Raw genomic sequence first — 25,388 nt, 5'->3', positions numbered from 1 at the left:
TCTGCACCATATTTTATTTCCTCATCAGTTGGGGTTTTCATACTTTGAATCTTTAAGTTAGTAGGGTTGAAGTTTTTACATTATTTGCCGCTAACACAATCGCATGCGATTGCGTGAATGCCCGTCCTTGTACGCTGGTTTACCCCCTCAACTCCGTTAATTGACGGGTATACCGAGGTTGACGTGAATAGGCTAATTGACGTGAATACACCAATCTAGCGCTCTGTATGCGCAACTACTCTTCATCAGTATCCAACCTGTCCAGCGGACTGATAATCCGCCGCTTTTCGTCATTGGACACTCGGGTGTACCGCTCGGTTGTCCTGCTGCTTTCGTGCCCCAGTAATTCCTGAATGTGACGCAAACTCACGCCCTGCTCCAGCAAATGAGTCGCATAACTGTGGCGTAGGGTGTGCACGGTAGCGTAAGGATTCACCCGCGACTTCTGCACGGCCCGCCGGAAAAGCGATTGCACGCTCCGTACCGAGTACTGACCGCCACTCTGCCCCTCAAACAACCAGTAGCTTGGACGATAGTGCTGAAAGTAGACTCGCAGTTCGTCAAGAGCATTCTGACTGAGGATGGTGTAACGATCCTTCTTCCCCTTTCCACCGTGGATGAACAGCTGCATGCGGTCCGAAAGGACATCCGCAATGCGCAGATTGGTCGCCTCGCTAAGCCGTAACCCACCGCCGTAAATCATTTTTAGAATACAGCGGTGCTTGATGTTGTCAACAGCTTGGAATAACCTCCTGACTTCCTCTACACTAAGCACGGTAGGCAAATCAGAGGGCTTCCGGGGGCGCAGGTCTACGAAGGTTTTTGGATGATCTTCCACGTGCTCGAACCAGAACTTGATGGCATTGAGCAGTTGGTTCTGCGTACTTGCGGAGTAGCTGCCCGACTTTGTACGCCGAAGAATATACCGTCGTATGACGGGTTCCGTTATCTCGTCAACCTGCAACCCATTGTGGTCAATGAAGAACATGCGCAGGTGACTAAGGTAGCTTTTGACGGTGCGCCAACTGTACCGTTTAACCCTGAGCTGCTCCTCCGTTAATCGCAGTGCATCCGCCCAGTGCGGAGACAGGGGCACGGACTTTGCCCCGGCCGGTGTAAACTGCCGCCGCGGTGGATCGTCCTGCCGGACTACGCTTTCGCTCACGACGTGGCGGTCACCAGTAAATTCCTGATGCAATGCCGCTTCGAGATCCTCGTCAAACCGTGCCAGCCACCTACGAAGATCGACGTCAAAGGTGAAATACCCTAACCTATACAGTCGCTTCGACAAGTCATCTACGTAGCCGAGTGGCTGCACCGAAAGGTGCTTCGTACCGTTGATCTCAACTATCGTGACCGCAATTTCTGACTTCATCATTCATTTTGGGTGAAAGATTGTAGTGCGAAACACCACGGAGCGATCTTTAACCGAGTAAATCCGAGTATATTTGTTTGTATGCGTTTATAAACGACTAAAATAAGCACCTGTTACCCTAACGGCTTCGCCCCCCATGTGTCGGCGCGACGCATCTGGCATTCATATTAAACAGAACCCAATATAATCCTTCGCGGAAATTCAGCATGGTGCTAACCGCAAAAAGTTAGCCAGAGAACCAGGTCACTTGCCTCGGGCCCAATTGTTATCTTTGCAGCCCCCTTAAACCAACGCCCCCGCATGCGCGCCCTTACCCCCCGCCACGACCAGTTCCGCCACCGTCATATCGGCCCCTCAGCCGAAGAAACCACCGAGATGCTCGCCACGATCGGCGTTGAAACTCTCTCCGAACTTATTGACCAAACGGTACCGGAAAACATCCGACTCCGCGAGCCGCTGCAAGTGGATTCCGCAGTCAGCGAGTACTATTATCTGCAACACCTAAAGGGTCTGGCGAGCCGGAATAAAGTTTTCCGGAGCTTCGTAGGTATGGGATATCATGGCACGATCACCCCCAGCGTGATCCTGCGCAACCTGTTTTGCAACCCCGGTTGGTACACCCAGTACACCCCCTACCAGGCCGAGATCGCACAGGGCAGACTGGAAAGCTTGCTCAACTTCCAGACGATGGTGAGCGACCTGACCGCCATGCCGGTCGCTAACGCCAGTCTACTCGACGAGGGCACCGCCGCGGCCGAAGCCATGACGATGTTCTACGGTCACAAGAACAAACGCGTCAAATCCGATCCGGCCAATGTATTCCTGGTATCGGACCTTGTGCTCCCCCAAACGCTCGCCGTACTACGCACCCGTGCCGAACCCCTCGATATCGAGATCAGGGTAGGTTCGGTAGCCGACTTCGAACTCGACGAAGCCCGCGTCTTCGGCATCCTGCTTCAGTACCCCGGCGCAAACGGAATGGTAGAAGACTACCGGGACATCACAGAGCGCGCCAAAGCGGCAAGCATCACCGTCACCGTCGCCGCCGATCTACTCGCCCTCACCTTACTGGTACCCCCCGGCGAGTGGGGTGCGGATGCCGTAGTCGGCAACAGCCAACGCTTCGGTGTGCCGATGGGCTTCGGTGGGCCCCACGCTGCCTACTTTGCAACCCTCGACACCTTCAAGCGCCTCATTCCCGGCCGCATCATCGGAGTAAGCCAGGATCGTCACGGCAACCAGGCCCTACGCATGGCCCTTCAGACCCGCGAACAACACATCCGGCGCGAAAAGGCGACCTCCAACATTTGCACCGCCCAGGCCCTGCTCGCCAATATGGCCGCGATGTACGCCTGTTACCACGGAGCGGAAGGACTCAAAGCAATCGCCCTACGCACCCACCACTTCACGATAATCCTAGCCGACGCCCTACGCACTGCCGGATTCACGCTGGCCGGGGAACAGTTCTTCGACACGATCCACGTCGAGGCTTCCCCCGAAAAGATTGCGGGTATCCGCCGGTCGGCCGAAACGGAGGGCTACAACTTTTTCTACCCAGCAGAGGGTGGTATCCGAATCAGCTTCGACGAAACGGTTGCCACCACCGACCTCCAGGCCGTCTGCCGCATCTTTAAAGTAGATCTCGGGTACGTAGGGGCTGAGCTCACCCCGTCGGGTGGCATTGCTGGAATTGAGACCAACCTTGCACCCGCGCTCCGCCGCACAAGTGACTTCCTGACCCACCCCAATTTCCACGATTACCGCACCGAAACGGAAATGATGCGGTACCTGAAGCGGCTCGAGAACAAGGACCTCAGCCTCACCCATAGCATGATTCCGCTCGGATCCTGCACGATGAAACTGAACGCGGCCACGGAACTGATCCCCGTCAGCTGGCCCGAATTTGCGGACATCCACCCCTTCGCACCCATCGAGCAGGCACAGGGGTATAAGGAACTGTTCCAGGAACTGGAGCACGACCTGGCCGAAATTACCGGCTTCACGGCCTGTAGCCTACAGCCCAACAGCGGCGCGAGCGGGGAGTATGCGGGACTAATGGTCATCCGCGCCTACCACCAGAACCGCAACGAAAGCCACCGGAATGTGGCCATTATCCCAGAATCCGCCCACGGTACCAATCCTGCCAGCGCGGTAATGGCCGGGATGCAGGTCGTCGTGGTGAAGAGCGATGCGGCCGGCAATGTCGACATCGATGACTTGCGCGAAAAAGCCGAAGCCCACAGCGACAAGCTCGCCGCCCTGATGATCACCTACCCAAGCACCTACGGGGTGTTCGAAACCGGCGTTGTGGAAATGTGCGAACTGGTTCACGCCCACGGCGGCCTTGTCTATATGGATGGTGCCAATATGAACGCCCAGGTCGGCCTCACCAGCCCGGGTCGCATCGGAGCCGATGTCTGCCACCTCAATTTGCACAAGACTTTCGCCATTCCCCACGGCGGCGGCGGTCCCGGCATGGGTCCCATTTGTTGCAATGAAAAGCTTGCCCCCTTCCTGCCCGGCCACCCACTTCAGGACACCGGCGGCCTGAAGGGAACCAGCGCGGTAGCCTCCGCTCCCTGGGGCAGCGCCAGCATCCTGCTCATCAGCTACGCCTACATCAAAATGCTCGGCTCCCGCGGCCTGCGCGAAGCGAGTGAATTCGCGATCCTCAACGCCAATTACATCAAGGCCCGCATTCAGGATAGCTACGATGTACTCTTCACCGGCGAGGGCGGACGTGCGGCCCACGAACTGATCATCGATCTGCGTCCCTTCAAGTCAGTGATGAGCGCCGGTGACCTCGCCAAACGCCTCATCGACTACGGCTTCCACGCCCCCACCCTCTCGTGGCCCGTGGCCGGCACCGTCATGATCGAACCCACCGAAAGCGAAAGCAAAGACGAGCTCGACCGCTTCTGTGACGCCCTCCTTGCCATCCGCCGGGAAGCCGACGCCATCGCCCGCGGTGAGGTAGACGCAACCGACAACGTTCTCCAGAACGCCCCCCACACCATTGCCGAAGTGACCGGCGACGAGTGGCACCACCCCTACTCCCGCAGCGAAGCCGCTTACCCCCTTCCCTACCTCCGTCAAGGCTTCAAATTCTGGCCCAGCGTCGCTCGCGTCGATGATGGGTATGGGGATCGGAATTTTGTTTGTACTTGCCCCCCGGTGTCTGAGTATAGTAGTACGGTAGTACAATAGTACGGTAGTACAATAGTACGGTAGTACAATAGTACGGTAGTACAATAGTACGGTAGTACAATAGTACGGTAGTACGGTAGTACGGTAGGCGGGGTACTACCGTACTACCGTACTACCGTACTAACAAACTACCGTACTACCAACTCCCATTCCAAAATCCTCCGATCGTCGCCGGCCGTGATCAGGGTTTGCTCGTCGAGCCAGCAGAGGGTGTTGACGGAGTTTACGTGTCCCCGGTCGCGCACTACTTCGATGACTTTGAGGAGCTGCAGATCAGTGGTACGCCACAGTTTGACGGTCTTGTCGCGGCTTGCGGTAGCGAGGTATTCGCCTGTGGGGTGTACGGCGATAGCGTTTACCGTCATGAGGTGAGCCGTGATTTTTTGTTGAAGTTTCAGGGTGCCATCGGATACATCCCAGCGGGAGAGTCCGGCGTCGCGGCCACCGGCAAACAGGTGCTTCCCGTCGGGACTGAACGCAAGGGCAAATACCGAGGGCGGGTGCGCGGGTGCCGAGTCAATGAGGCAAAAGCCAGCCCGGTCAACTAAATAAATTTTGCCATCGCTTGACCCTACGGCCAGGCGGTCGTGGGCAGCATCGTAGGCCAGTCGGCGCAGTGAATTTGGCGACAGGGGCAGGGATTCGAGGCTGCGGGCCTGCGGTACCGACCACCGGGTAAGGACACCGTCGCCACCGGCGCTGTAAACCTCCTCTCCCACGGTAAGCAGGCAAAACGTGCCGTGACGATGATGGGCGACGTGGCGGTTTTTTTCGGTGACATCCGGATAAAGCCAGTGGACTCCCCCATCGAGGCTGCCGGCCACCAACCCTTCGGAGGTCGTCGTAAGCGAAAGAAATTTGCCCCCTTCTACGGTGGCGACTACCCGGCCAAAATCTACATCCTCACGGTGCCAGTGTACCAAAAATCCGTCAGCAGCGGCGGAATAGAAGCCGTGGCGGTCGGGTTTCAGGTCATAGATAGCGGCACGGTGCCCGGACCGTTGATTTGAGCGTACTAGCATTACGGACGCGAACAAGTTGTTAGAGCTCAGGGTTTTATCGGCGTACCAGCATTTGACGTCTGTCGTCACACCACCAAATGAAATATATATTTCTCGTTCTCCTTTGTTGGGCGGTGGGTTTTTTGATCCCCCAGTTCACCGCTACCATTCAGTTGGCCGCCGCTATTGCAGTAGTTTGTATTGTAGTAGCTTGTGTTTGTTACTATATAGACACCCGAGTCAATGCGGTTCGGCTTTAGAATTATCCAACATTGCCCCTACTTTTTCACGATTCCATTCTGCCCCCGGGTGAATGGGGCCTCTGGCGTATAGACGAATCAGAAGCGCAACTGCGCGATCATGTATCCCTGTTTCACCGGGAGATCGAGCAACTCGAGTGCATTAAGGGAGAAGAGCGCCGCCGGGAGTTTCTGGCCGCACGCCTGCTGCTTCACCACATGAGCGGCCGGCAGGACCGTGGAGAGTTGATCAAGGATACCGACGGTAAACCCCACCTGCACGATTCCCTATTTTTTGTTTCCATCAGTCATACCGTAGGATACTCCGCGGCAATCGCCCATCCCCGTCCGTGTGGAGTGGACGTACAACGTATTGTGCCACAGATTCGCAGACTGGCACGGAAGTTTGTCAATGTCGAAGAGGGTTTCTACCTATACCAGGAGCACGAACTCACTCAGCTCCACCTTATTTGGGCCGCTAAGGAAGCAATGTATAAGGCCTTCGGCAAACGACAACTGGATTTTCGAAAGCACCTGCACGTCAACCTGGCTGACTACAATCAAATGACAACGGGCACCGATGCGTATTTACGTACCGAAGAGGTTACCATGCATTTTCAGCTGGAGTTTCGAAAATATCCGAGTTTTGTGCTGGTAGCCGCCGTGGAGATCAATCCTTGAACCAACCCGAGTAAGTCAGGTAGGCGGCGGCGATCCTTTCGATGGTGTCCTTGCGCTGCCCGGGTGGCAGCGGCTTTATTTTTTGAGCGGGGACGCCGGCGTATACGGAGTTGCTCTCACAGCGCATGCCGGAAGGGATCACCGCTCCGGCACCGATGACGACGTTGCTCTCGATGACCGCATCGTCCATGACGATCGCACCCATACCGATGAGTACGCTATCGTGAACCGTACACCCATGGACGATGGCGCGGTGGCCGATACTGACATCGTTACCGATCTTGGTAGCGGCGCGTTGGTAGGTGCAGTGGATGCAGGCACCGTCCTGAATGTTGACGCGGTCGCCCATTTCGATGCGGTTTACGTCGCCGCGGACGACGGCCGTGAACCAAATGCTGCACTGGTCGCCCATGACGACTTCGCCCACGATCGTCGCGTTCTCGGCGAGATAGCAGTCTTGTCCGATCTGTGGCGTGTGACCCCGCACGGGTATGATAAGGGCCATGAAATCAGATTAAGTCGTCTTCGTCCTCCTCCTGCGCCTTGCGGCGGCGGCTGCGCTTTTTGGTAACCGGCTTTGCCTTCGGCGGGGGTGGTTTCTTGATCTTGGAAATTACCTTATTCGGTCCTTCCCTCCGTTCACTGGCCATACGGGCCAGGTCCTGAGCGGTTACGTCCATTGCGCCGCTGGCCTGGAGACGCATTCCTTCCAGACTTTTGGTGGTAGTGGGTACGGCTTCCAGTCGCTTCCGATCGATGAGCTTACCGGTAACGGAGCAAACGCCGTACACCTTGTTCTTGATCCGCAGCATGGCATTCTGCAGGTCCTGCACCTGGTCGCGTTTTCGCAGTACCTGTTCGTTTAGCAATTCGAGCTGGCTCACGGAACTGCTGTCCTGAGTATAGTCGGCACCAAACCCTTCGGTGATGTTCTCCGAAAACTCACTGACCTGATCACGGAGCATTTGGAGCTCCTTCTTGGCCTGTTGGTAGGTATCCTTGATGATTACTTTGAACTCTTCGAGTTCTTCGTCGCTGTATCTTTCCATGTCTTAAACTCAATCTGTACGGTAGTCAGGTTAAAGCCGGCGGCTTCTTCCCCGCTAATCCTCGGGCCATAATACGTCCGGCCGGCGTTCAATGTTATGTTTTTTTACGTTTAATGCAAATCTGATGCCCCTTTGTTGACGTTACCACTTGAATAGAGTCACATTCCCGGGGCGTTGTGTGACCAGCATTGTACTTTTGCCCCCCCTAAAAAGATCACCCCATGGCCATCATGATAACCGACGACTGCATCAACTGCGGAGCCTGCGAACCGGAATGCCCGAACAACGCAATTTATGAGGGTGGCGTAGAATGGACGATCTCCGACGGTACGACCATCAGCGCTCCCTATACGATCGAAACCGGAGAAACCATCGACCCCGACGAAGATCAGGAACCGGTGAGCGACGAATTTTACTACATCGTTCCGGATAAGTGCACCGAGTGCGTTGGGTTTCACGAGGAGCCCCAGTGTGCCGCGGTCTGTCCGGTAGACTGCTGCGTTCCCGACCCCGAGCGGGAAGAATCGGAATCGATTCTCGCTGCCCGTCAAAAGACGTTGCACGCATAAACGCGACATTTTCCGTTACTTGAAGCGGGGCAGGACTGTCCTACCCGATCTAAACTTCGTCCGTGCTGCGTCCTACCCTCGCTCTCTGCTTCGTCTTAGCCCTTCAGTTACTTTCCGCCCAGGGAGCTCCGTTGCCCACCAACGAGGAAGGTTACGACCTGATCCGCCGCCTACACCTCCGGTACGGCTTCGAGGGGTTTACCGCTCCCGCGGCCGACCTGAATTTGCGTCCCGCGAGCCGAGGGGATCTCGTGAGACTGGCCAAGACCTACCTGGAACTGCACGGCAGCGAGATGTCGACCGTAGACCGGTACCGGCTACAGGGTTTCTTCGACGACAACAACGAGTGGCTCAGTTTACCGTCACTGACCGAGACGGACGACGGCGACCGTGCGCCGTTCTGGATCGGCGACGACTTTGCTACCGCATCGGAGGAGTCGCCGCTGTACCGTGTCTCCAAGCGGGCACCCATATTCGGCACCTTTTACCAGACCCCGTCCTTCCTGTACCAGTATAACCAGAAAGACTTCTACCTCCGCGTCAACCCGATCGTAGACGCGCGCTACGGGCAGATGACCGACGATGAGCAGGCCTACCTTTTCAACCGCCGCGGATTGCGGTTGCGGGCGGGTTTCGACGACCGGCTGTTTCTACACTTTGAAATTCTGGAGACTCAGTTTGGAGCACCCAACTACATCCGGAATTTTTACCGACGCATTGGTTCCTTGCCCAATGCCGGACTCGTGAAGGACAACCTCAAAATCGATTTTGCCAAAATCAAGCGGGGATACGACTACCTGAACGGGGCGGGATACCTGTCCGCCGACGTGACGCGCCACGTCGGGGTACGCCTCGGGTACGGGCAGCACTTCATCGGCTACGGAGAGCGCAGCCTTTTCCTCAGCGACTTCAGCAACAACTACCCGTTTTTGGAGATCAACTGGCGCATCTGGAAATTACACTACCGCAACCTGTTCGCGGAATTGACTAGTGGACCGCAGGATGTTCCGGGTGGCGACACGCTCCTTCCCAAGAAATTTCTCGTTGCGCACCACCTGTCGATCAATATCGGCAAGCGGCTTTCGGTTGGCCTCTTTGAGGCGGTGGTCCTCAACCGCGATAATGGATTCGAACTTGCTTACATCAATCCCATCATACTCTACCGGACGGTCGAGGGGAGCGTAGGTTCACCGGACAATGTGGTGATTGGGCTGACCGCAGCCTACCAACTTCCCTTCCGAACGGAGGTGTACGGTCAGTTCATCCTGGACGAATTTAAGTACAACGAATTGTTTGTGGAGAAGCGGGGCTGGTGGGCCAATAAGTGGGCTTACCAGATTGGTGCCCGCCACGTGGATGCGTTCGGCATCGACCAGCTTGACCTCGTTGCCGAGCGGAACGTGGCACGACCCTATATTTTCTCCCACGAAGGTTCGAGCAGCTACACTCACTTCGCCATGCCGTTAGCGCACCCGCTGGGAGCAAATTTCGAGGAAAACCTCATCGGCTTCGATTACCGGCCGCTTCCCCGCCTGAACCTCTACGCCCGTGCCTACCTCATAGAGCAGGGAGAGGGCAGCGACGGGATCGTGGTGGGTGAAAACCCCAATCAATCCAGCGATTTGCGCAATGCTACTTACGGCAACGAGATCGGCCAGGGCGTGCATTACTCCAACACCATCATACAGTTGCGCGCCGGCTACGAACTGCGCCCTAACCTCTGGCTGGAGGGCGAATACTTTACCCGCAACAAGGATTCCGACCAGGACGCTCGCGATTTGGAAACGACCCTGATCAATCTGGGCATCCGCTGGAACGTAGCCCGCCGCCCGGAGGCTTTCTAGGAAGTGGGTTGGTGGCTCCTGCGTACCCGCCCTGTAAGCTTTTCTTTGCTGTTCTAATTGCTATGCCCTATGCCGTTACCCTCTCCCGCGTTTGTAATTGAAGAAGATAAACTGCGCCGTAACCTGGAATTGGTGTCCGACGTAGCGGCGAGTGCCGGAGTGGAGATCATTCTGGCCCTGAAGGCCTTCGCGTACTGGCCTGCTTTTCCGACCATTGCGGAGTATTTGCCGGGAGCAACGGCGAGTAGTCACAATGAGGCGATGCTGATCCAGAAACACTTCGGGCGGCGGCCCCATGTTTATGCTCCGGTGTATCGGCCCGCGGAATTCCGGGAACTTGCGGGTTTGGCGGAACACCTTACGTTCAATACCCTGACCGAACTGGAGCGGTACCGGAATACCTGGGAAGACCTCGGCACCAGCGTAGGGCTCAGGGTAAACCCGGAATATAGCCCCGTAGAAACCGACCTGTACAACCCCTCCAATAAACACGGTCGCCTGGGTGAAACCCTTCCTAATTTACCTACGCGGCCCCCGAAAGGACTGAAGGGAATCCACGTGCATACCCTCTGCGAGAGCGATGCGGCGGCCACGGCGACCCTGATCGAGCGGACGCGGGCGCAGTTCGGTCACTACCTGGAGCAAATGGAATGGCTGAACCTGGGCGGCGGTCACCTCATGACCCGGGAGGGCTACGATGTACAGGGGTTGGTTGCTTCCCTAAAGGCTCTGCGCCAGCGCTATCCCCATTTGAAAATTACCCTGGAGCCCGGAAGCGCTCACATTTGGCAAACGGGATATTTGCAGTGCACCGTGCTGGATATTGTGAACAATTACGGGTCGGCGACCCTAATGCTCGACGTGAGTTTTACCTGTCACATGCCGGATACCCTGGAGATGCCCTACCGGCCGGTGGTGCGGGGGGCGAGTGCTGAGGCGGCGGATGGATACCCCTACGCGTACCGTCTGGGTGGCATGAGCTGCCTGGCCGGCGACTACTTAGATACTTACTTCTTTACTCAACCGGCGCGAGTGGGCGACACGCTGGTGTTCGAGGATATGGCGCACTATACAACCGTAAAATCTACCATGTTTAACGGGGTTCCGCATCCGGACATCCTGATGGTGGATGCGGAGGGGGAAGTGGTTACGCGGCGGAGTTTCGGGTATGCGGATTATGAGGGGCGGATGGGGTAGGAATTTTGCGCCCGGATATTTTTCGGTGGACTCGGCGGACGAGCCTCCTGCGTCGGTCGGCCGACGAGGGGAGAACCGGTTCGGCGACGAGGCCGACTAGTGTTTTGCGGAGTTGATGAAGTAGACGCCGGCGAGTAGGACCGCTCCGGCGACCATCGACTGTGCCGAGATGACTTCCCCGTTGAAGAGTCCGCCGAGCATAACCGCGACGACGGGATTGACGTAGGTGTTGGTGGAAACCTTATCGGCGCTCACCTTGCCGAGCAAGTAGTTGAACGCGGTGAAAGCAGCAATGGACCCAAAGACCACCAGGAAGAGCCAGGAGTAAGCGGAGCGGGCGGTGATTTGGGTGTAGCTCCAGCCGTCCCATTCGTTGAGGGAGAGACTGAATATTCCCAGAAAAAGGCCGGCTACGATCATCTGCATGGCGGTGGCACGTACGCGGTTGGGTCCGAGATCGAGCCGCTGCCGCAGGAGCATTCCTGCTCCCCAGCAGAGCATTCCGGACACGATGCCGATGAGCCCCTTGATCGATTCAGCTCCCCCGATGGCAATGGGCTGGGAGATCAACAGGGCCATTCCGCAGATGCTGACGAAGGCGCCAACGAAGGCTTTCACTGAGGGGCGACTGTCCAGTACGAGCCACATCATCATCATGACGACCAGCGGCTCGAAGGCAATAATGAGGGAAGTGGTACTGGTGGGGATGTACTGCTGTGCCCACACCACGGCGCCGGTACCGACGCTCAACAGGAGCACACCGATGATTCCGGAGTTGAGGAGGTAACGGCCCCGGGGGAGGGTACGGTCTCCCCTTAGTACGGTGTAGCCGTAAAGCAAAAATCCGGCAAAGAGAAAACGGGTAGCGCCCATTCCGAACACCGGGATGGAATCGATCGCCCAGTAGTTGGCCAGATAGGTAGCTCCCCAGACGAAATACGTGGTAAAGAAAGCGAGGATGATGAGGAGGCGGTCACGTCCCATAACTAGGCGTACTTTTGCGGGAAATCAAGATTGAGTGATGACCGACTTCGCAAGAATACTTTCCAGCGCCGCTTTAGTTCTGCTCTGCCTGGGCTTTTTTGGTTGCGACCGTTCCGGGGCAACCGATAAGGCCCCCGCAACTGCCACTAGCAACTCCGTAAAGGGAGAAGCGTCCACCGGGGGGCTGAACATCGTATTCGTAAAAGTAGACAGCCTGCAGGCCGGGTACACCCAGGTGGCCGATGAGCTGACGCGGTTGGAAGAAAACTTCAACAAGGCGGAGCAGAACCACAATGCCCGGGTGGCCGCCTTCCAGAAAGAAGTGCAGCGGGTGCAGAATCAGGTACAGCAGGGTCTGCTGGCCCCGAACAAGATTCAGGCCGAGCAGCAGCGGATGGCCAAGAAAGAACAGGAGATCATGCAGCAGCGCGAAATCGCGCTCGGTAGCATTCAGGAGGACCAGCTTCGGATACAGCAGCAGTTCTCCGAGCGGGTCAAGGCGGTGCTCGAGGAGTTGCAGGCGGAGAATAACTACGACTTTATTCTCAATCAGGGTCAGAATTCCGCCGTCCTCATCACCAACGACCGGTACGACATTACGAACCTCGTGCTCGAACGGCTTAATGCTTCGCAGGACAGTCTGCAGTAGATCACCGCATGTCGTTGCCCCTCCTCTTTAAGATCGGTTTTTTGTCGGTAGACATCTGGGACGTCTTCGATGTACTCATCGTAGGGTACCTGATCTACTGGTTGTACCGGCTGCTGCGGGGAAGCATCGCGCTGAACATTTTCGTGGGGATCGTAGCCTTGTTTTTCAGCTACCAGGCGTTTACGGCCCTGGGAATGGACCTGCTGAGCAACATCCTCAATCAGTTTATTCAGGTAGGATTCATCAGCCTGATCATTATTTTTCAACCGGAGGTGCGGCGGTTTCTGCTCCTCCTCGGCAGCGGCACGATCAAGCAACGGGACAGTTTCTGGAATCGTCTGCTGGGCAGGGAGGAGTTCGAGCGGGATAAGGCACCCCAGACCGCCGTAGTCCGGCGCGCGTTTCTGCGGATGGCCCGACAGCGGACCGGGGCCCTGATCGTCTGTACGCAGGAGGCCGATCCGAGCACCGTGATCACGGGCGGCACGGACTTGAATGCCGACATCAGTTACGGGCTGCTGGTCAGTATTTTTAATAAGGAGAGTCCGCTGCACGATGGTGCGGTGCTGATCTCCAATCGCCGCATTGTGAAAGCCAGTGCAATTCTACCGGTGTCCGAGAACAGCGAATTGCCCACGGCGGTAGGCTTGCGTCACCGTGCCGCCGTCGGGGTAACGGAGAAGATCGACGTGGCCTGCTTTATCGTCTCGGAAGAAACGGGTAAGATCTCCTTTGCTTACGGAGGGGTACTGGAACGCGGCATCTCGGAGGAGCGGCTTACGGAGTTACTCGATATGTACCTCTAAAATACCGACTCCTTGTTGCGGCCGATGACGAAGTACAGCAGGGCACCCAGGAAGGGAACAAAGAAAATAATGGCGCCCCAGATGAGTTTTTTCTCCAGGGGATAGGGCTTCTTGATGAGGTCGAGGACGGCGAGCACGATGATGATGAGGGCCAGGATGCTGCCGATGGCCCAGATGCCAATGCCGCCGGCAACGGCTTCGCCGGTACTGACGTCTTCGCCGCAGGCAGTGAGGAGGGTCAGAAGGGGTACGAGGGGAAGGAAACGACGGATATTCATGGTTTGCTGAGTTTGTGATACAACCTCGTTGGTGGGTCGCGGTGTTCGTTGTGACTGGAGATCGCCCCCTTGGCTATCGGGGAGGCAGCCTTGTACTTAACTTAACCGAATGACCACCCAGCAATACATCGACCAACACCGCGACCGCTTTCTTGAAGAGCTCAAAACACTGATTCGCATTCCGAGCATCAGTACCGCCCGCGAGCACGATAAGGATACCCACCACTGCGCCGTACAGGTACAGGAATACCTCGTGCGGGCCGGGCTCGATCGGGCCGAGCTCTACCCTACCGACGGCCACCCCATCGTGTACGCGGAAAAGATCGTTGACGAAAAGGCCCCCACGGTCCTCATCTACGGCCACTACGACGTGCAGCCCGCCGATCCGCTCGACGAATGGGAAACACCCCCCTTTGAACCGACGATCAAGAAAACGGAGAACCACCCCGACGGGGCAATTTTCGCACGGGGCGCGACCGACGATAAGGGACAAATGTTCATCCACCTCAAGGCCGTGGAAGCGATGATCCAGACCGACAGCCTCACCTGCAACGTCAAGTTTATGATCGAGGGGGAGGAGGAGATCGGTAGTCCCAATCTGGTTCCCTTCATCAAAGAGCATAAGGAGAAGCTAAAGTCGGACGTCATCCTGATCTCCGATACGAGCCTGCTGAGTAAGAAGCACCCGAGCGTGACGGTGGGCCTGCGCGGCCTGACTTACCTCGACGTAAAGGTGCGCTCGGCGCGGGCCGATATGCACTCCGGTTTATTCGGCGGAGCGGTGGCCAACCCCATCAACGTACTCTGCGAGATGATCGCCAGCCTGAAGGACGAGAACAAACACATCACCATCCCCGGCTTCTACGACGACGTGCGCTTCCCCAGCGACCGCGACCGCAAACTGATGCAGGACGCGCCCTTCGACGCCCAGGAATACATGAATTCGCCCGGCGTCTTCGGCCTGGAGGGAGAAAAAGGATACACCACCTACGAGCGCACCGGCATCCTTCCCACGCTGGACGTTAACGGCATCTGGGGCGGATTTACGGGGGAGGGATCAAAAACGGTGATTCCCGCTGTAGCCAACGCCAAGATCAGCATGCGCCTGGTGTCGAAGCAGGATCACGAGAAGATCACCAAACTCTTCTCCGATCACTTCAAAAGCATCGCTCCGGAATCCGTTAAGGTCGAGGTGATCCCCCACCACGGCGGCAACCCGTACGTGACTCCCACGGATACGCCGGAGTACAAAGCGGCCGAGGAGGCCATTCAGCAGACGTTCGGAGAAACGCCCGTACCGATGTACGAGGGAGGCTCCATTCCCATCGTCGCCCAATTTAAAGAAGTACTGGAAGTAGAGACCATCCTGATGGGCTTCGGCTTCGATACCGACGGACTGCACAGCCCCAACGAGCACTTCGGACTGTGGAACTTCTACAAGGGGATCGAGACGGTACCGGCGTTCTTCAAGGCCTACGCAGCCAGGAAATCTTAAATATAAAATTTCACATTTAAAATTTTCAGCTGCGCACCCCACCCTCTTCGATGTACTGCTTGCGGACCAACTCGTCGACGGTAGCCTCCCGCACGTTCAGGATGGCACCTGAGAAGAACAGCGTCTTACCGGCCAGGGCGTGGTTGGCGTCGAGGGTTACGATCTTGTCGTCCCAGTCGATGACCTTCGCGTTTACGGCTTTTCCGTTGGAATCGGTGAGGGTGATGTACTGCCCGCGTTCCAGCAATCCCGGTTCGATCTGTTCGCGTTCGTTGTAAAAAATGGAGATGGGGGCCTCGAGCACGTGATCGGGACTGACCTTACCGTATGCGTCGTCGGGAGCGAGTAGAAAGCTGAATCCCATACCGCTCTTCAGGCCGAAAATGCGGCGTTCCCAGGCGGGCAGCATTCGTCCGGTACCGAACATAAATTTGAATGGGTAATTCACGTCCATCCGTTCCAGCAGCGTACCCGAGGGGCCGCCGTCGCGGACTTCGTAGGTCATGGTTACGATGGCGTGGTCGTCGATGGTCATGGTCGTAGATTCAGGATATAGAGGCTATAAAACGGAATTGCGGGAAAAGTTGGGCGGGAACGCAGGAGCGGTACAATTCGGAACCCGAGCTGGCGGGGAGGTCAAACGATTTCGGAATTTGCCGACGAATAGCGGTACGGAGAATGTTGTATTTTCCCAGCCCTAACTACCGCAACATATGTACCGTATTCTCTTACCCCTTCTTCTTTTCGCTTTCCCCTCCCTACACGCACAGACGCGGTTGGTCGCCGATCCCGCCATTAGCGCCGACCACGTGGCCTTTGCCTACGCGGGCGACCTCTGGGTGGCGGACCGCGACGGAAGCAACGTGCGCCGGCTTACCATCGGCGAGGGACGGGAATCTCATCCGGTATTCAGTCCGGACGGTCAAACCATCGCCTTCACCGGAGCCTACGACGGCAACCTCGATGTGTATACGGTACCCACCACGGGCGGCATTCCCAAACGGCTGACCTGGCACCCCTACCCCGACGAGGTGCAGGCCTTCACGCCGGACGGGAAGGGCGTGCTCTTCACCTCCAAACGCGACGTCTTCACCAATCGCTACAACCAGTTGTTCACCATCGGACTTGAGGGGGGCGAAGTGACGCCACTGCACCTGCCGACCGCCTTTCAGGCGGATTACTCCGCCGACGGCAACTACCTGGCCTATACGCCGCTCGGCGATCGCTCGTCTATGTGGAAAAACTACCGGGGAGGTACGGTATCGCGCGTCTGGGTGTACCAAATGGCCGACAGCTCAGTCGTCGAGATTCCCAAACCGGAGACCGGGAGCAACGACAACTTTCCGCAGTGGCTCGACGGGAAGGTATACTTCCGCAGCGACCGCGACGGAGAGTACAACCTTTACAGCTACGATCCGGCGACCCGAGCTACCGACCGGCTGACCGCCTTTACCGACTTTCCAGTCATTGCGCTGAACGCGGGAGCGGGATCGATCGTGTTCGAGCAGGCGGGGTACCTCCACACCTACGACCCCGGAACCCGCGAGGTGAATCGGGTGGAAATCGACTTTGCGGCCGACGTACTTGACGTGCGTCCCCGGTACGTGACGGGCGGACACCACGTGCGCTCCGCCGGAGTTTCGCCGACGGGGAAGCGGCTGGTTTTCGACTTCCGTGGCGAAATACTCACGGCACCCGCCGAGCAGGGGGACGTAGATAACCTCACGCGTTCTCCCGGAGCCCACGAAACGTATCCGGCCTGGTCTCCGGACGGGAAGACGATCGCGTTCTTTAGCGACGCTTCCGGGGAATATGCATTGCACCTGCGCGCCGCCGCCCAGGAGACCACACGGGAAATTGCCCTGAACGGTACGGGATTTTACGCTCACCTGCACTGGTCTCCCGACGCGAATCACCTGGCGTTCGTGGACAACGGCCGTAACCTCTACGTGCTTAACGTCGCCAGCGGACAGGTGAAAAAGGTGGATCAGGATGTGTTCTACTATCCCGGAGAGTACCGCGACCTGTTCGGGTCCTGGTCGCACGACGGGAAGTGGCTGGCCTACTCTAAGATCACGTCAACCAATTTCGAGCGGGCGTACGTATATAATCTTGCGACGGGCGAATCAACTCCCGTTACCGATCCCTTGGTAAATGTTACGGAGCCTGTATTCGATCCTTCCGGTAAGTATCTGTACCTGACGGCTTCAACGGATGCGGGTCCGGTCGTCAACTGGTTCCAGCAGTCGAGCAACGACATGCGCGCCACGAATGGCATCTACCTGATCACCCTGCAGAAGGATGTCGTGTCGCCCATCTTCCACCGAAACGATCGCGAAGGGGAGGACGACGACGCGCAGTTTGAGGCCGCCCTGGAGAAGGAACGAAGTGCGGACAAGCCCAAAAAACAAGCTCAAGAAACGGAAGCACGGGATACCGTTGTCGCTCCCCTGGTGATCGACTTTGACGGACTGGAGACGCGAATCGTTCACCTGCCCCTGCCGAACGGCAACTACGACAACCTGGCCGCACCGGCCGAGGGCGTACTGATGTTTCTATCGCACTCAGATGAGGGATCCTTGATCAACTCCTACTCCCTGGAGGAGCGGGAGGCCACCGAGCTCATTCCCGCCGACTGGTTCGAGGTGACCGCCGACGGAAAAAAACTCTTCGTCGGAAGTTACGGCCGCTGGGGTGTTACGAGCAGGGAGGAGCCTACGTTGGAGGATCTGAAGAGTCCCGACGATTACAGTCTTTCCGTCAAGATCGATCCGGCCGCGGAGTGGAAGAATATTTTCCACGAGATGTGGCGCGTAAACCGCGATTACTTTTACGACCCGAATATGCACGGCGTGGATTGGACGGCCATGAAGCAGAAATACGAGCCCTTCCTCGCCGCAGTGAGGACCAGCGACGACCTATACCGCGTAATGGAATGGATGGGCAGCGAACTCGGCGTGGGCCATCACCGCTTCGGCAGCCAGGGAGAGCCCCTGCGCGAAGTCGAAGAAGTGAAGGGTGGCCTGCTGGGAGCGGATTACACCACGGCGAACGGGCGCTACCGTTTCGCTAAAATATACGGAGGGCTCAACTGGAACCGGGACCTGGCCTCTCCCCTCACCGAGCCCGGCGTGAACGTGAAAGTGGGCGAATACCTGCTGGCGGTCGACGGAGAAGAACTGGTGGCGGGCGACAACCTGTACCGCCTGTTCGAGCGCACGGCGGGCCGGATCGTAGAACTCACGGTAGGCCCCAACGCCGATGGAACAAACTCCCGTAAGGTGATGGTCACGCCAGTCGAAGACGAGTACGACCTGCGCAACCGCGACTGGGTGGAGGGCAACCTGAAAAAGGTGAACGAGGCCACCGACGGGAAAGTGGCGTACGTCTACGTTCCCAACACCGGCGGGGGTGGGTTCGAATACTTCAAGCGCTACTTCTTCCCGCAGGTCGATAAACAGGCCATCATCGTGGACGAGCGCTTTAACGGGGGCGGGCAGATTGCCGATTACTACATCGAGCTACTGATGCGGCCCTACCAGAACAGCTGGACCTACCGCTACGGACAGGATCAGCATGCTCCGGTAGCCTCCATTCGGGGACCCAAGGTGCTGCTCGTCGACGAGACCGCCGGCTCGGGCGGCGACCTGTTTCCCTATTTGTGGCGGCAGAATGAGCTCGGGCCCATGATCGGCAAGCGCACCTGGGGCGGACTGGTTGGCGTACTTGGTTTCCCCGAATTCATCGACGGGGGATCGGTAACCGCCCCGAACGTAGCCTTCTGGGACAAGGACGGCTACCGGGTGGAGAACGAAGGCGTCGCGCCGGACATCGAAGTGGAGCAATTTCCGAAGGACGTGATGGCCGGCCGTGACCCGCAACTGGAACGAGCGATCGAGGAAGTGATGAAGCAGTTGCGAGAGCACCCGACGCCACAGCCGGAGCGTCCGGCCTTTGAGAAACGGGGATCGGCTAAATTTTAAATTGCCAATTTCTAATTTTCAATTTAAAACTGCTGATTCCCCTCCCCTTCCTTCTGGTCGTCGTTGCGCACGCGGCTGCGGCGGTTCTGGGCTTTGAAGTCGATGGCTCCGAACTTGTGGCTGAAGTTGACGCCGAAGCTGCGGAAGGGGATCGTGAAGGAGCTTTCCTGTTCGAAATCGTCTCCGCGGAGGCTGGAAGCAAACACCTTGTCTTCACTGAAGGGGGTGATGATGCGGAGGCCGACGGAGGTGCGTTCGCTGAGGTCGTAGTTGAGGCCCACGCCGTAGATGCTGAAGCTCGGGTTGCTGCCCTGGAGGGTCTGCTGGGGTCCGCGGCCGAAGACGAAGAAATCAGCCCGCAGTTTGTCGCTGAATTTGTAGCTGCCGCCGCCGTTGCCGCTGATGAGGTCGGCCGAACGTTCCAGTTGCTCGCCGCCGACGAAGCCCGTTCCGTTGTAGCGACCGTAGTTGATGCTGGCGCGGAGTTGCAGCTTCTTCCAGAGCGTGAAGGAGGTGAAAAAGTTGGTGCCGTAGGTGTCGCTGCTGCCGATGTTGAGGAAGGTGGTCGTGCTGGCGACGCCGTCGTCGTCGATGGTCAGGAAGCTCTCGATGAGGTCCTTGGTGCCGCGGTAGTAGACGGAGGCGTTGATGACCACCCCCTTGATGTAGGTATTGTAGGCCAGTTCGTACTGGTCGACCACTTCGGGCTGAAGGTCAGGATTACCAATCTGGAGGGAGTTGGGATCGGAGATGGCCGTGAAGGGGTTGATGTAGAAAAGACTTGGCCGCTGGATGCGCTGGTTGTAGCTGCCCTTGAGGTTGCTGAACTGGCTGAGCTTTCTGCTCAGGATGATGCTGGGCAGGAAGTTTTGGTAGCTGTTCTCGAAGCTGGGATTCTCGCTGCGGAACTCTCCGCCGATCTCGGTAGCTTCGTAGCGGGCGCCGGCGACGAGTCCCCAGTTGTCGTTAACGGTCCAGTTGGCGCTGAGGTAGGCGGCGTAGACGTCCTGGTCGTAGAGGAAGAGGTCGGTCAGTTGGGGCGAGTCCGTGAAGGTGCCGCCGTCGTTTGGTTTTACCTGGGTGCGGTAGTCGCTGTCGATGCGGCGGATGACCGTCTTTACTCCGGTCTCGACCTTTAATTTCTCGCCGGCGGGGTGGACGTAATCGAGCTGGCCGGTGTACTCCAGGTTGAGGCCGTCGTTGGTGTTGATGAGATCGCGCTGGTAGATGGGCAGCTCGCCGGTCTGGTCGACGATGTTGTCGGTGCGGCTGTCCTGTCCGCTGACCTGGAAGGCGAGGATGAGTTCGCGATCGGGCTGATCGGGGAAGGTGCGGCGGTAGTCGAGGGTGCCGTCGAATCCGCTGTTGGCATTTTCGCTGTCGTTGAAGCGGGAGAAGCTGACGTTGTCGCCCTCGCCGTAGGTGTCGATCAGGCCGGTCGTGATGCCCTCGCCGCTGCGGGCGAAACGGTTGTAGCGGCCGCTCAGGTTGAGGCTGTTGTAAGCGTTGAAATCGTAGAAGGCCCCGACGTTGCCGTTGGCGCCGAAAAAGCCGGATTCATTTACCCCACTCTGGGTCAGCTGGCGGATGGGTCCGCTGGTGCCGAAGTCAGTGCGGCGGAAGTCGATGAGCGCGTCCCGTTTCCAGCTCCAGAAGCCGTTGACGCCGCCGTTGATGCCGAAGCGGCCGACGAGGGCGTTGACGTTCAGGCCGAAGTTGTTCTGGCGGGTGCCGAGGCTGGAGTTGACGGTGCCGGTGAAGCCCTGGGCGTCCTTTTTCTTGGTGATGATGTTGATGATGCCGCCCGAGCCCTCGCCGTCGTAGCGGGCCGAGGGGGTGGTGATCACCTCTACCGATTTGATCTGGTCGGAGGGGATGCTTTTGAGGGCATCGGCTACGCTGGTGGCGAAGATCGTCGACGGGCGGCCGTTGATGAGGATGCGGAGGTTGGAGGAGCCGCGCAGGCTGACGTTTCCTTCGAGGTCGACGCTCAGCAGGGGTACCTTGCGCAGTACGTCGCTGGCATCGCCACCCTGGTTGGTAGCGTCCTTCTCGGCGTTGTAGACAAGTTTGTCGATGCGGTTTTCGATCAGGCTGGCCTCGCCGGTGACTTCGATGCCTTCGAGCATGACGGCGTCGTTGGCCAGGGCGATGGGGGCAAGCTCGAGGTCGGGGCTTTTCTTGGTGGTCTTCACCTCGGCGACAGTTTGCTCCGTGTAGCCGATGAAGGAGGCTTTGATCTGGTACTCCCCTACGGGAATGTCGGTCAGTTTGAAGCTTCCGTCGGGCTCGGTAAGGGTACCGTTGATCTGGGTTGCTCCGTCGGCGGCCAGCAGGACGATGGTTGCATACTCGACGGGGTCGCCGGTCTGGGCGTCGGTGACGGTGCCCTTGATGGTGCCCTTGATCGCGGGCGGACCGCCGGCGCCGGGGAACTGCGCGAGGAGGGAGGTCGTGCAAAGGCAGAGAAGAAGTAAGAGTGTTTTCATAACAGTGCGATCGGGGCTAAGTAGTGGTAGGATTACGTCCCTAGCATTCCCCTTGTTTCAGGCTTTTCGGGCTGTTCGACGAACGGCGTGGAATACTCTACGATCACCGCTCGTCCGACGGGTTCCCGATCGAAGGCAGCCCATCGGGCAACGGGGAGTTATGCCCTATTTTTGGCCATGCCCGACAACCTTCCCCTACACCACCAGGCCCGCTCGTCCGAGGAAATGACTGCCATCGCGGCGGCTAATTTTAGCGAACTGAGTCGTCGCCGCACCGTCCGCGATTTTTCCGATACGCCGGTTTCGCGCACCGTGATCGAGCACATCGTGCGCACTGCCGCCACCGCCCCCTCCGGTGCCCACAAGCAGCCGTGGCACTTTTGCGTGGTCAGTGACCCGGAGATCAAGCGGCAGATCCGGGAGGCGGCCGAGAAGGAGGAGTACGACAATTACCACGGCCGCATGTCGGAGGAGTGGCTGGAGGACCTGGCCGTGTTCGGGACCGATTGGCATAAGCCCTTTCTGGCTACCGCTCCCTACCTGATCGTAGTGTTCAAAAAGGCGTACGACGTGGGGGAAGACGGCAAACGGCACAAGAACTACTACGTCAACGAATCGGTCGGCATCGCCTGCGGCTTCCTGATCGCGGCCATTCACCGGGCTGGGCTGGTTACGGTGACCCACACCCCCAGTCCGATGAATTTTCTGCAGAAAGTGCTCGGTCGACCGGAGAACGAGCGGGCCTACCTCCTGCTCCCCGTGGGCCTGCCGGCGGAGGATGCCCGGGTGCCAGCGATCGAGCGGAAAGCGCTGGATAAGGTGCTAACTTGGTACTGACTTATCCGTTATATTAGCTGACGCAATCTTTTGCCATGTATATGCCTCCCCTGCCCGATGCGCTGCTGCCGGTTTATTCTTCCAAACGGTTAACCGAGGAAGAATTTGCAGCATTGTGCCGGGAAAGACCGGATTTGCTGGCGGAACTTGAAGTAGACGGAAGACTAAAAATTATGAGTCCGGTAGGGGGCCTAACTGGCAATCGCGAAAACGAGTTTAATGCAGATTTGACGCTTTACGCGCGAGCGCAGGGCGGCAAGGCGTTCAGTGCCAGTACGGGGTTTCGTTTACCCGATGGTTCGATCCGATCCCCCGACGCTGCTTATTTGTCGGACGCCCAGCTCAGCCAACTTTCTCCCGAGCAACTGGAGAAATTCATTCCGGCCGTGCCGGTTTTTATCATCGAAGTACTATCTGTTTCCGACGGTTTACGGGAGGCGGAAACCAAAATGCGCGACACCTGGATCGCCAACGGCGTCCGCCTGGCCTGGCTCGCCGACGTAGACAACCAACGGCTGTGGATCTACCGCGCCGACCACTCCGTTGAACTGGTGAGCCCCCTCGACCGCACCATCACGGGGGAGGACGTGCTGCCCGGATTCACCTTCGATCTTAATCTGCTGACTTAGCTTTAGGGCATGTGGACATGTCACAAATGCCAGCGCCCCTTCCGCCGGCCCCAGCAGCAACATATCTGCAGCGAAAAGACCATCGACGAGATCTTCGCCGGCAAGCCGGATAACGTGATCCTGGCCTTCGATGACGTGCTCCTCGCCACGGCCGATTGGGAGCCTAACCTCATCACTCCCGCCCGCCGCGCCATCATGTTTACCAACAAACGGGCCTGGATGGTCGTGCGCCCGATGGCTAAGGTGCTGGAACTGAGCTTCTTTACCGGCAACGTTATCCACAGTCCCGTGCTGCACCGCTCGGCCCCGGATACAATGGGGAAGACGAAATACCGCCACTCCATCCGCCTGGGCGGCCCGGGAGAACTTTCCACGGAGGCCATCGACCTCATGCGGAAGGGCTACAATTACAGCAACCGCTGAGGCGTGTTCCCCACCCTTTTGCCCATCTTTGCCCCATGGCTACGAAACTCTGGCAGAAAGACTACCCCCTCGACCAACGCATCGCCGACTTCACCGTAGGCCGCGACCGCGAACTCGACCTCGAACTGGCCCCCTTCGACATCCTGGGCAGCATCGCGCACGTCACAATGTTGGAGGAGGTCAGACTGATCGACGGGCCGGCGGCGCGCAGGTGCAAGGAAAAATTGCGGGAGCTGTATCCACTGGCACGCAATGGCCAGTTCGCCATCGAAGATGGGGTGGAGGATGTGCACAGTCAGGTCGAACTCATGCTCACCCGCGCCCTCGGCGACGACGGTAAGAAGATCCACTCCGGCCGCAGTCGCAACGACCAGGTGCTGGTGGACCTGCGGTTGTACTTCCGCCACCGTATTCAGGGCATCGTAGAGCAGACCGAGGAACTTAGCCGTACCCTCACGGAACTAAGCGAGGAACACCACGATAAGCTCATCCCCGGCTACACTCACCTCCAGATCGCCATGGTAAGCAGCTTCGGACTATGGTTCGGCGCCTACGGGGAAGCCCTCATCGACGACCTGCGGTTGTGGAAAGCCGCCTACGATTCCGTAGACCAGAACCCCCTCGGTTCCGCGGCCGGTTACGGCTCCAGTTTTCCGCTCGACCGGGATCGGACGACGGAACTGCTCGGTTTTCGGGAACCGGTCGTGAATGTAGTCGCCGCGCAGATGGGTCGCGGCAAGACTGAACTAACCGTGGCCTTCGCCATTGCGGGACTGGCCCAGACGGTGGGAAAAATGGCTATGGACGTCTGCCTCTACAGCAGCCAGAACTTCGGCTTTCTGCAGTTGCCCGACGACCTTACCACCGGCTCCAGCATTATGCCGCACAAGAAAAATCCCGACGTATTCGAGCTGCTTCGCGGCCGCTGCAATCTGCTGCAAACCCTACCCGCCCAGATGGCCCAGCTGACCGGCAACCTGCCCAGCGGCTACCACCGGGATTTTCAATTGCTTAAGGAGGCCATCTTCCCAGCTCTGGATCAGCTGGAGGATGGGTTGGCCATTGCTCTTTACGCACTGCCCCGCACCCGCGTCCGCGCCCAGAGTTTGCCGACGGATCCACGTTATACCTACCTGTATAGTGTAGAGGCGGTGAATAAGCTCGTACTGGAGGGCGTCACGTTTCGCGATGCCTACGTGCAGGTCGGTAAGGATATTGAAAACGGCACCTTCGTGCCACCTACTGAGTTAAAGCACACTCACCTGGGTAGTCTGGGGAATCTGGGTAACGATCGGATCGCGCAGAAACGCAAGGCGGTGATGGAGGGCTTTAATTTTGACCGGAGCGAGCAAGCCCTGCACGCGTTAACTAGAAAGGGTGGTGAAAGACTGTAAGCCTCCTGCCTGCCGGACTATCCGCGGCGTCCCGATAACGATAAGCTGCCCGCTCTCCAAGGATGGTAGAGGCTATGCGTAATGGAACTGAGTGCCATCCGCTTACTTAGCAATTCCGGCACATTGGCGTTATCTGCATTTAGGTACAGGTAGGACTGGCCGGTTTCTTCGGCAATGCTGCGGACAAGTGTGGTTTTGCCAACTTGTCTTGCACCGAGAACAAGCACGACTTTTCCCCTCCCTAGGCGGGGTTTAATTA

Annotated in this window: 22 protein-coding genes; 13 read left to right on the top strand and 9 right to left on the bottom strand. The window is 57.9% G+C overall.

The annotated features are described in order from the left end of the window. Positions 1–235: 235 nt before the first annotated feature. Entirely contained in the window at positions 236–1,378 is a 1,143-nt protein-coding gene (locus GGR28_RS13245) for a tyrosine-type recombinase/integrase (protein ID WP_183496278.1), read from the bottom strand. Positions 1,379–1,675: 297 nt separating this feature from the next. Here GGR28_RS13245 and gcvP point away from each other — a divergent pair, with 297 nt between their 5' ends. Continuing rightward, positions 1,676–4,582 (top strand): aminomethyl-transferring glycine dehydrogenase, encoded by a 2,907-nt coding sequence (gene gcvP, locus GGR28_RS13240; RefSeq protein WP_183496277.1) that lies wholly within the window; start codon positions 1,676–1,678, stop codon positions 4,580–4,582. Positions 4,583–4,710: 128 nt separating this feature from the next. On the opposite strand, the gene GGR28_RS13235 is transcribed toward gcvP, so the two are convergent. Next, positions 4,711–5,604: a WD40 repeat domain-containing protein gene (locus GGR28_RS13235; RefSeq protein ID WP_183496293.1), complete on the bottom strand. Its 894-nt coding sequence runs from the start codon at positions 5,602–5,604 to the stop codon at positions 4,711–4,713. 251 nt (positions 5,605–5,855) lie between these two features. Between GGR28_RS13235 and GGR28_RS13230 the strand changes: the two genes are divergently transcribed. Beyond that, complete coding sequence (locus GGR28_RS13230) at positions 5,856–6,503, top strand: 4'-phosphopantetheinyl transferase family protein (protein WP_183496276.1); 648 nt, start codon at positions 5,856–5,858, stop codon at positions 6,501–6,503. Here the strand turns inward: GGR28_RS13230 and GGR28_RS13225 are convergent. Further along, positions 6,493–7,008: a gamma carbonic anhydrase family protein gene (locus GGR28_RS13225; RefSeq protein ID WP_183496275.1), complete on the bottom strand. Its 516-nt coding sequence runs from the start codon at positions 7,006–7,008 to the stop codon at positions 6,493–6,495. The genes GGR28_RS13230 and GGR28_RS13225 overlap by 11 nt on opposite strands. 4 nt (positions 7,009–7,012) lie before the next feature. Further along, complete coding sequence (locus GGR28_RS13220; RefSeq protein WP_183496274.1) at positions 7,013–7,552, bottom strand: TraR/DksA family transcriptional regulator; 540 nt, start codon at positions 7,550–7,552, stop codon at positions 7,013–7,015. Positions 7,553–7,773: 221 nt separating this feature from the next. Here GGR28_RS13220 and GGR28_RS13215 point away from each other — a divergent pair, with 221 nt between their 5' ends. The 3 genes from GGR28_RS13215 (at position 7,774) to nspC (ending at position 11,162) form a co-directional block, all read left to right on the top strand. After that, entirely contained in the window at positions 7,774–8,121 is a 348-nt protein-coding gene (locus tag GGR28_RS13215) for a 4Fe-4S dicluster domain-containing protein (protein WP_183496273.1), read from the top strand. 62 nt (positions 8,122–8,183) lie between these two features. Continuing rightward, positions 8,184–9,965, top strand: a complete 1,782-nt coding sequence (locus GGR28_RS13210; RefSeq protein WP_183496272.1) for a nitrogenase component 1 family protein — start codon at positions 8,184–8,186, stop codon at positions 9,963–9,965. A gap of 69 nt (positions 9,966–10,034) precedes the next feature. Next, positions 10,035–11,162: a carboxynorspermidine decarboxylase gene (gene nspC / locus GGR28_RS13205; RefSeq protein WP_183496271.1), complete on the top strand. Its 1,128-nt coding sequence runs from the start codon at positions 10,035–10,037 to the stop codon at positions 11,160–11,162. A gap of 96 nt (positions 11,163–11,258) precedes the next feature. Here the strand turns inward: nspC and GGR28_RS13200 are convergent, their stop codons facing one another. After that, positions 11,259–12,146, bottom strand: coding sequence for an EamA family transporter (locus tag GGR28_RS13200; protein ID WP_183496270.1), 888 nt, complete (start codon positions 12,144–12,146; stop codon positions 11,259–11,261). 37 nt (positions 12,147–12,183) lie between these two features. Here GGR28_RS13200 and GGR28_RS13195 point away from each other — a divergent pair, with 37 nt between their 5' ends. Both GGR28_RS13195 and cdaA read left to right on the top strand, forming a co-directional pair. After that, complete coding sequence (locus tag GGR28_RS13195) at positions 12,184–12,795, top strand: OmpH family outer membrane protein (RefSeq protein ID WP_183496269.1); 612 nt, start codon at positions 12,184–12,186, stop codon at positions 12,793–12,795. An 8-nt stretch (positions 12,796–12,803) separates the two neighbouring features. Further along, positions 12,804–13,601 carry a diadenylate cyclase CdaA gene (gene cdaA / locus GGR28_RS13190; RefSeq protein ID WP_246416713.1) on the top strand — a complete coding sequence of 266 codons (798 nt, stop codon included), beginning with the start codon at positions 12,804–12,806 and terminating at the stop codon, positions 13,599–13,601. Here cdaA and GGR28_RS13185 read toward each other — a convergent pair. Further along, complete coding sequence (locus GGR28_RS13185) at positions 13,598–13,879, bottom strand: PLD nuclease N-terminal domain-containing protein (protein ID WP_183496268.1); 282 nt, start codon at positions 13,877–13,879, stop codon at positions 13,598–13,600. The two genes, cdaA and GGR28_RS13185, sit on opposite strands and share 4 nt — an antisense overlap. A gap of 109 nt (positions 13,880–13,988) precedes the next feature. On the opposite strand from GGR28_RS13185, the gene GGR28_RS13180 reads away from it, so the two are divergent. After that, positions 13,989–15,374, top strand: a complete 1,386-nt coding sequence (locus tag GGR28_RS13180) for a dipeptidase (RefSeq protein ID WP_183496267.1) — start codon at positions 13,989–13,991, stop codon at positions 15,372–15,374. Positions 15,375–15,399: 25 nt separating this feature from the next. Here GGR28_RS13180 and GGR28_RS13175 read toward each other — a convergent pair whose 3' ends face one another. Beyond that, positions 15,400–15,909 carry an FKBP-type peptidyl-prolyl cis-trans isomerase gene (locus GGR28_RS13175; RefSeq protein WP_183496266.1) on the bottom strand — a complete coding sequence of 170 codons (510 nt, stop codon included), beginning with the start codon at positions 15,907–15,909 and terminating at the stop codon, positions 15,400–15,402. Positions 15,910–16,087: 178 nt separating this feature from the next. Here GGR28_RS13175 and GGR28_RS13170 point away from each other — a divergent pair, with 178 nt between their 5' ends. Further along, positions 16,088–19,357, top strand: coding sequence for a S41 family peptidase (locus GGR28_RS13170; RefSeq protein WP_221233884.1), 3,270 nt, complete (start codon positions 16,088–16,090; stop codon positions 19,355–19,357). Positions 19,358–19,380: 23 nt separating this feature from the next. On the opposite strand, the gene GGR28_RS13165 is transcribed toward GGR28_RS13170, so the two are convergent. After that, a complete protein-coding gene (locus GGR28_RS13165; protein WP_183496265.1) occupies positions 19,381–21,846 on the bottom strand; it encodes an outer membrane beta-barrel family protein in 2,466 nt (821 codons plus the stop codon). Between the two features lie 177 nt (positions 21,847–22,023). On the opposite strand from GGR28_RS13165, the gene GGR28_RS13160 reads away from it, so the two are divergent. Genes GGR28_RS13160 through argH form a run of 4 tightly spaced genes read left to right on the top strand, consistent with a single transcriptional unit; the run spans position 22,024 to position 25,129 of the window. Next, the gene (locus tag GGR28_RS13160) at positions 22,024–22,683 is read left to right on the top strand and encodes a nitroreductase family protein (protein ID WP_183496264.1); all 660 of its coding nucleotides are present in this window, start codon (positions 22,024–22,026) and stop codon (positions 22,681–22,683) included. 35 nt (positions 22,684–22,718) lie between these two features. Beyond that, positions 22,719–23,312, top strand: a complete 594-nt coding sequence (locus GGR28_RS13155; protein ID WP_183496263.1) for a Uma2 family endonuclease — start codon at positions 22,719–22,721, stop codon at positions 23,310–23,312. A 9-nt stretch (positions 23,313–23,321) separates the two neighbouring features. Next, complete coding sequence (locus tag GGR28_RS13150; protein WP_183496262.1) at positions 23,322–23,735, top strand: DUF5655 domain-containing protein; 414 nt, start codon at positions 23,322–23,324, stop codon at positions 23,733–23,735. A 35-nt stretch (positions 23,736–23,770) separates the two neighbouring features. Beyond that, positions 23,771–25,129 (top strand): argininosuccinate lyase, encoded by a 1,359-nt coding sequence (gene argH, locus GGR28_RS13145; RefSeq protein ID WP_183496261.1) that lies wholly within the window; start codon positions 23,771–23,773, stop codon positions 25,127–25,129. 17 nt (positions 25,130–25,146) lie between these two features. Here the strand turns inward: argH and GGR28_RS19490 are convergent, their stop codons facing one another. Then, on the bottom strand, positions 25,147–25,356 hold the full coding sequence (locus GGR28_RS19490; protein WP_183496260.1) for an AAA family ATPase: 210 nt from the start codon (positions 25,354–25,356) through the stop codon (positions 25,147–25,149). Positions 25,357–25,388 lie beyond the last annotated feature (32 nt).

The sequence above is a fragment of the Neolewinella aquimaris genome, from assembly GCF_014197245.1.
Taxonomy (GTDB): domain Bacteria; phylum Bacteroidota; class Bacteroidia; order Chitinophagales; family Saprospiraceae; genus Neolewinella; species Neolewinella aquimaris.
This window is presented reverse-complemented; position numbering and strand designations above follow the sequence as displayed.

Excerpts from the sequence above, each read along its gene's own strand:
- argH (WP_183496261.1), top strand. The coding sequence starts at position 23,771 with ATGGCTACGAAACTCTGGCAGAAAGACTACCCCCTCGACCAACGCATC.
- GGR28_RS13175 (WP_183496266.1), bottom strand. The coding sequence starts at position 15,909 with ATGACCATCGACGACCACGCCATCGTAACCATGACCTACGAAGTCCGC.
- GGR28_RS13235 (WP_183496293.1), bottom strand. The coding sequence starts at position 5,604 with ATGCTAGTACGCTCAAATCAACGGTCCGGGCACCGTGCCGCTATCTAT.
- GGR28_RS13215 (WP_183496273.1), top strand. The coding sequence starts at position 7,774 with ATGGCCATCATGATAACCGACGACTGCATCAACTGCGGAGCCTGCGAA.
- GGR28_RS13220 (WP_183496274.1), bottom strand. The coding sequence starts at position 7,552 with ATGGAAAGATACAGCGACGAAGAACTCGAAGAGTTCAAAGTAATCATC.
- GGR28_RS13180 (WP_183496267.1), top strand. The coding sequence starts at position 13,989 with ATGACCACCCAGCAATACATCGACCAACACCGCGACCGCTTTCTTGAA.
- GGR28_RS13165 (WP_183496265.1), bottom strand. The coding sequence starts at position 21,846 with ATGAAAACACTCTTACTTCTTCTCTGCCTTTGCACGACCTCCCTCCTC.
- GGR28_RS13185 (WP_183496268.1), bottom strand. The coding sequence starts at position 13,879 with ATGAATATCCGTCGTTTCCTTCCCCTCGTACCCCTTCTGACCCTCCTC.
- GGR28_RS13200 (WP_183496270.1), bottom strand. The coding sequence starts at position 12,146 with ATGGGACGTGACCGCCTCCTCATCATCCTCGCTTTCTTTACCACGTAT.
- GGR28_RS13150 (WP_183496262.1), top strand. The coding sequence starts at position 23,322 with ATGTGGACATGTCACAAATGCCAGCGCCCCTTCCGCCGGCCCCAGCAG.
- gcvP (WP_183496277.1), top strand. The coding sequence starts at position 1,676 with ATGCGCGCCCTTACCCCCCGCCACGACCAGTTCCGCCACCGTCATATC.
- GGR28_RS13245 (WP_183496278.1), bottom strand. The coding sequence starts at position 1,378 with ATGATGAAGTCAGAAATTGCGGTCACGATAGTTGAGATCAACGGTACG.
- GGR28_RS13225 (WP_183496275.1), bottom strand. The coding sequence starts at position 7,008 with ATGGCCCTTATCATACCCGTGCGGGGTCACACGCCACAGATCGGACAA.
- nspC (WP_183496271.1), top strand. The coding sequence starts at position 10,035 with ATGCCGTTACCCTCTCCCGCGTTTGTAATTGAAGAAGATAAACTGCGC.
- GGR28_RS13160 (WP_183496264.1), top strand. The coding sequence starts at position 22,024 with ATGCCCGACAACCTTCCCCTACACCACCAGGCCCGCTCGTCCGAGGAA.
- GGR28_RS13155 (WP_183496263.1), top strand. The coding sequence starts at position 22,719 with ATGTATATGCCTCCCCTGCCCGATGCGCTGCTGCCGGTTTATTCTTCC.
- GGR28_RS13170 (WP_221233884.1), top strand. The coding sequence starts at position 16,088 with ATGTACCGTATTCTCTTACCCCTTCTTCTTTTCGCTTTCCCCTCCCTA.
- cdaA (WP_246416713.1), top strand. The coding sequence starts at position 12,804 with ATGTCGTTGCCCCTCCTCTTTAAGATCGGTTTTTTGTCGGTAGACATC.
- GGR28_RS13195 (WP_183496269.1), top strand. The coding sequence starts at position 12,184 with ATGACCGACTTCGCAAGAATACTTTCCAGCGCCGCTTTAGTTCTGCTC.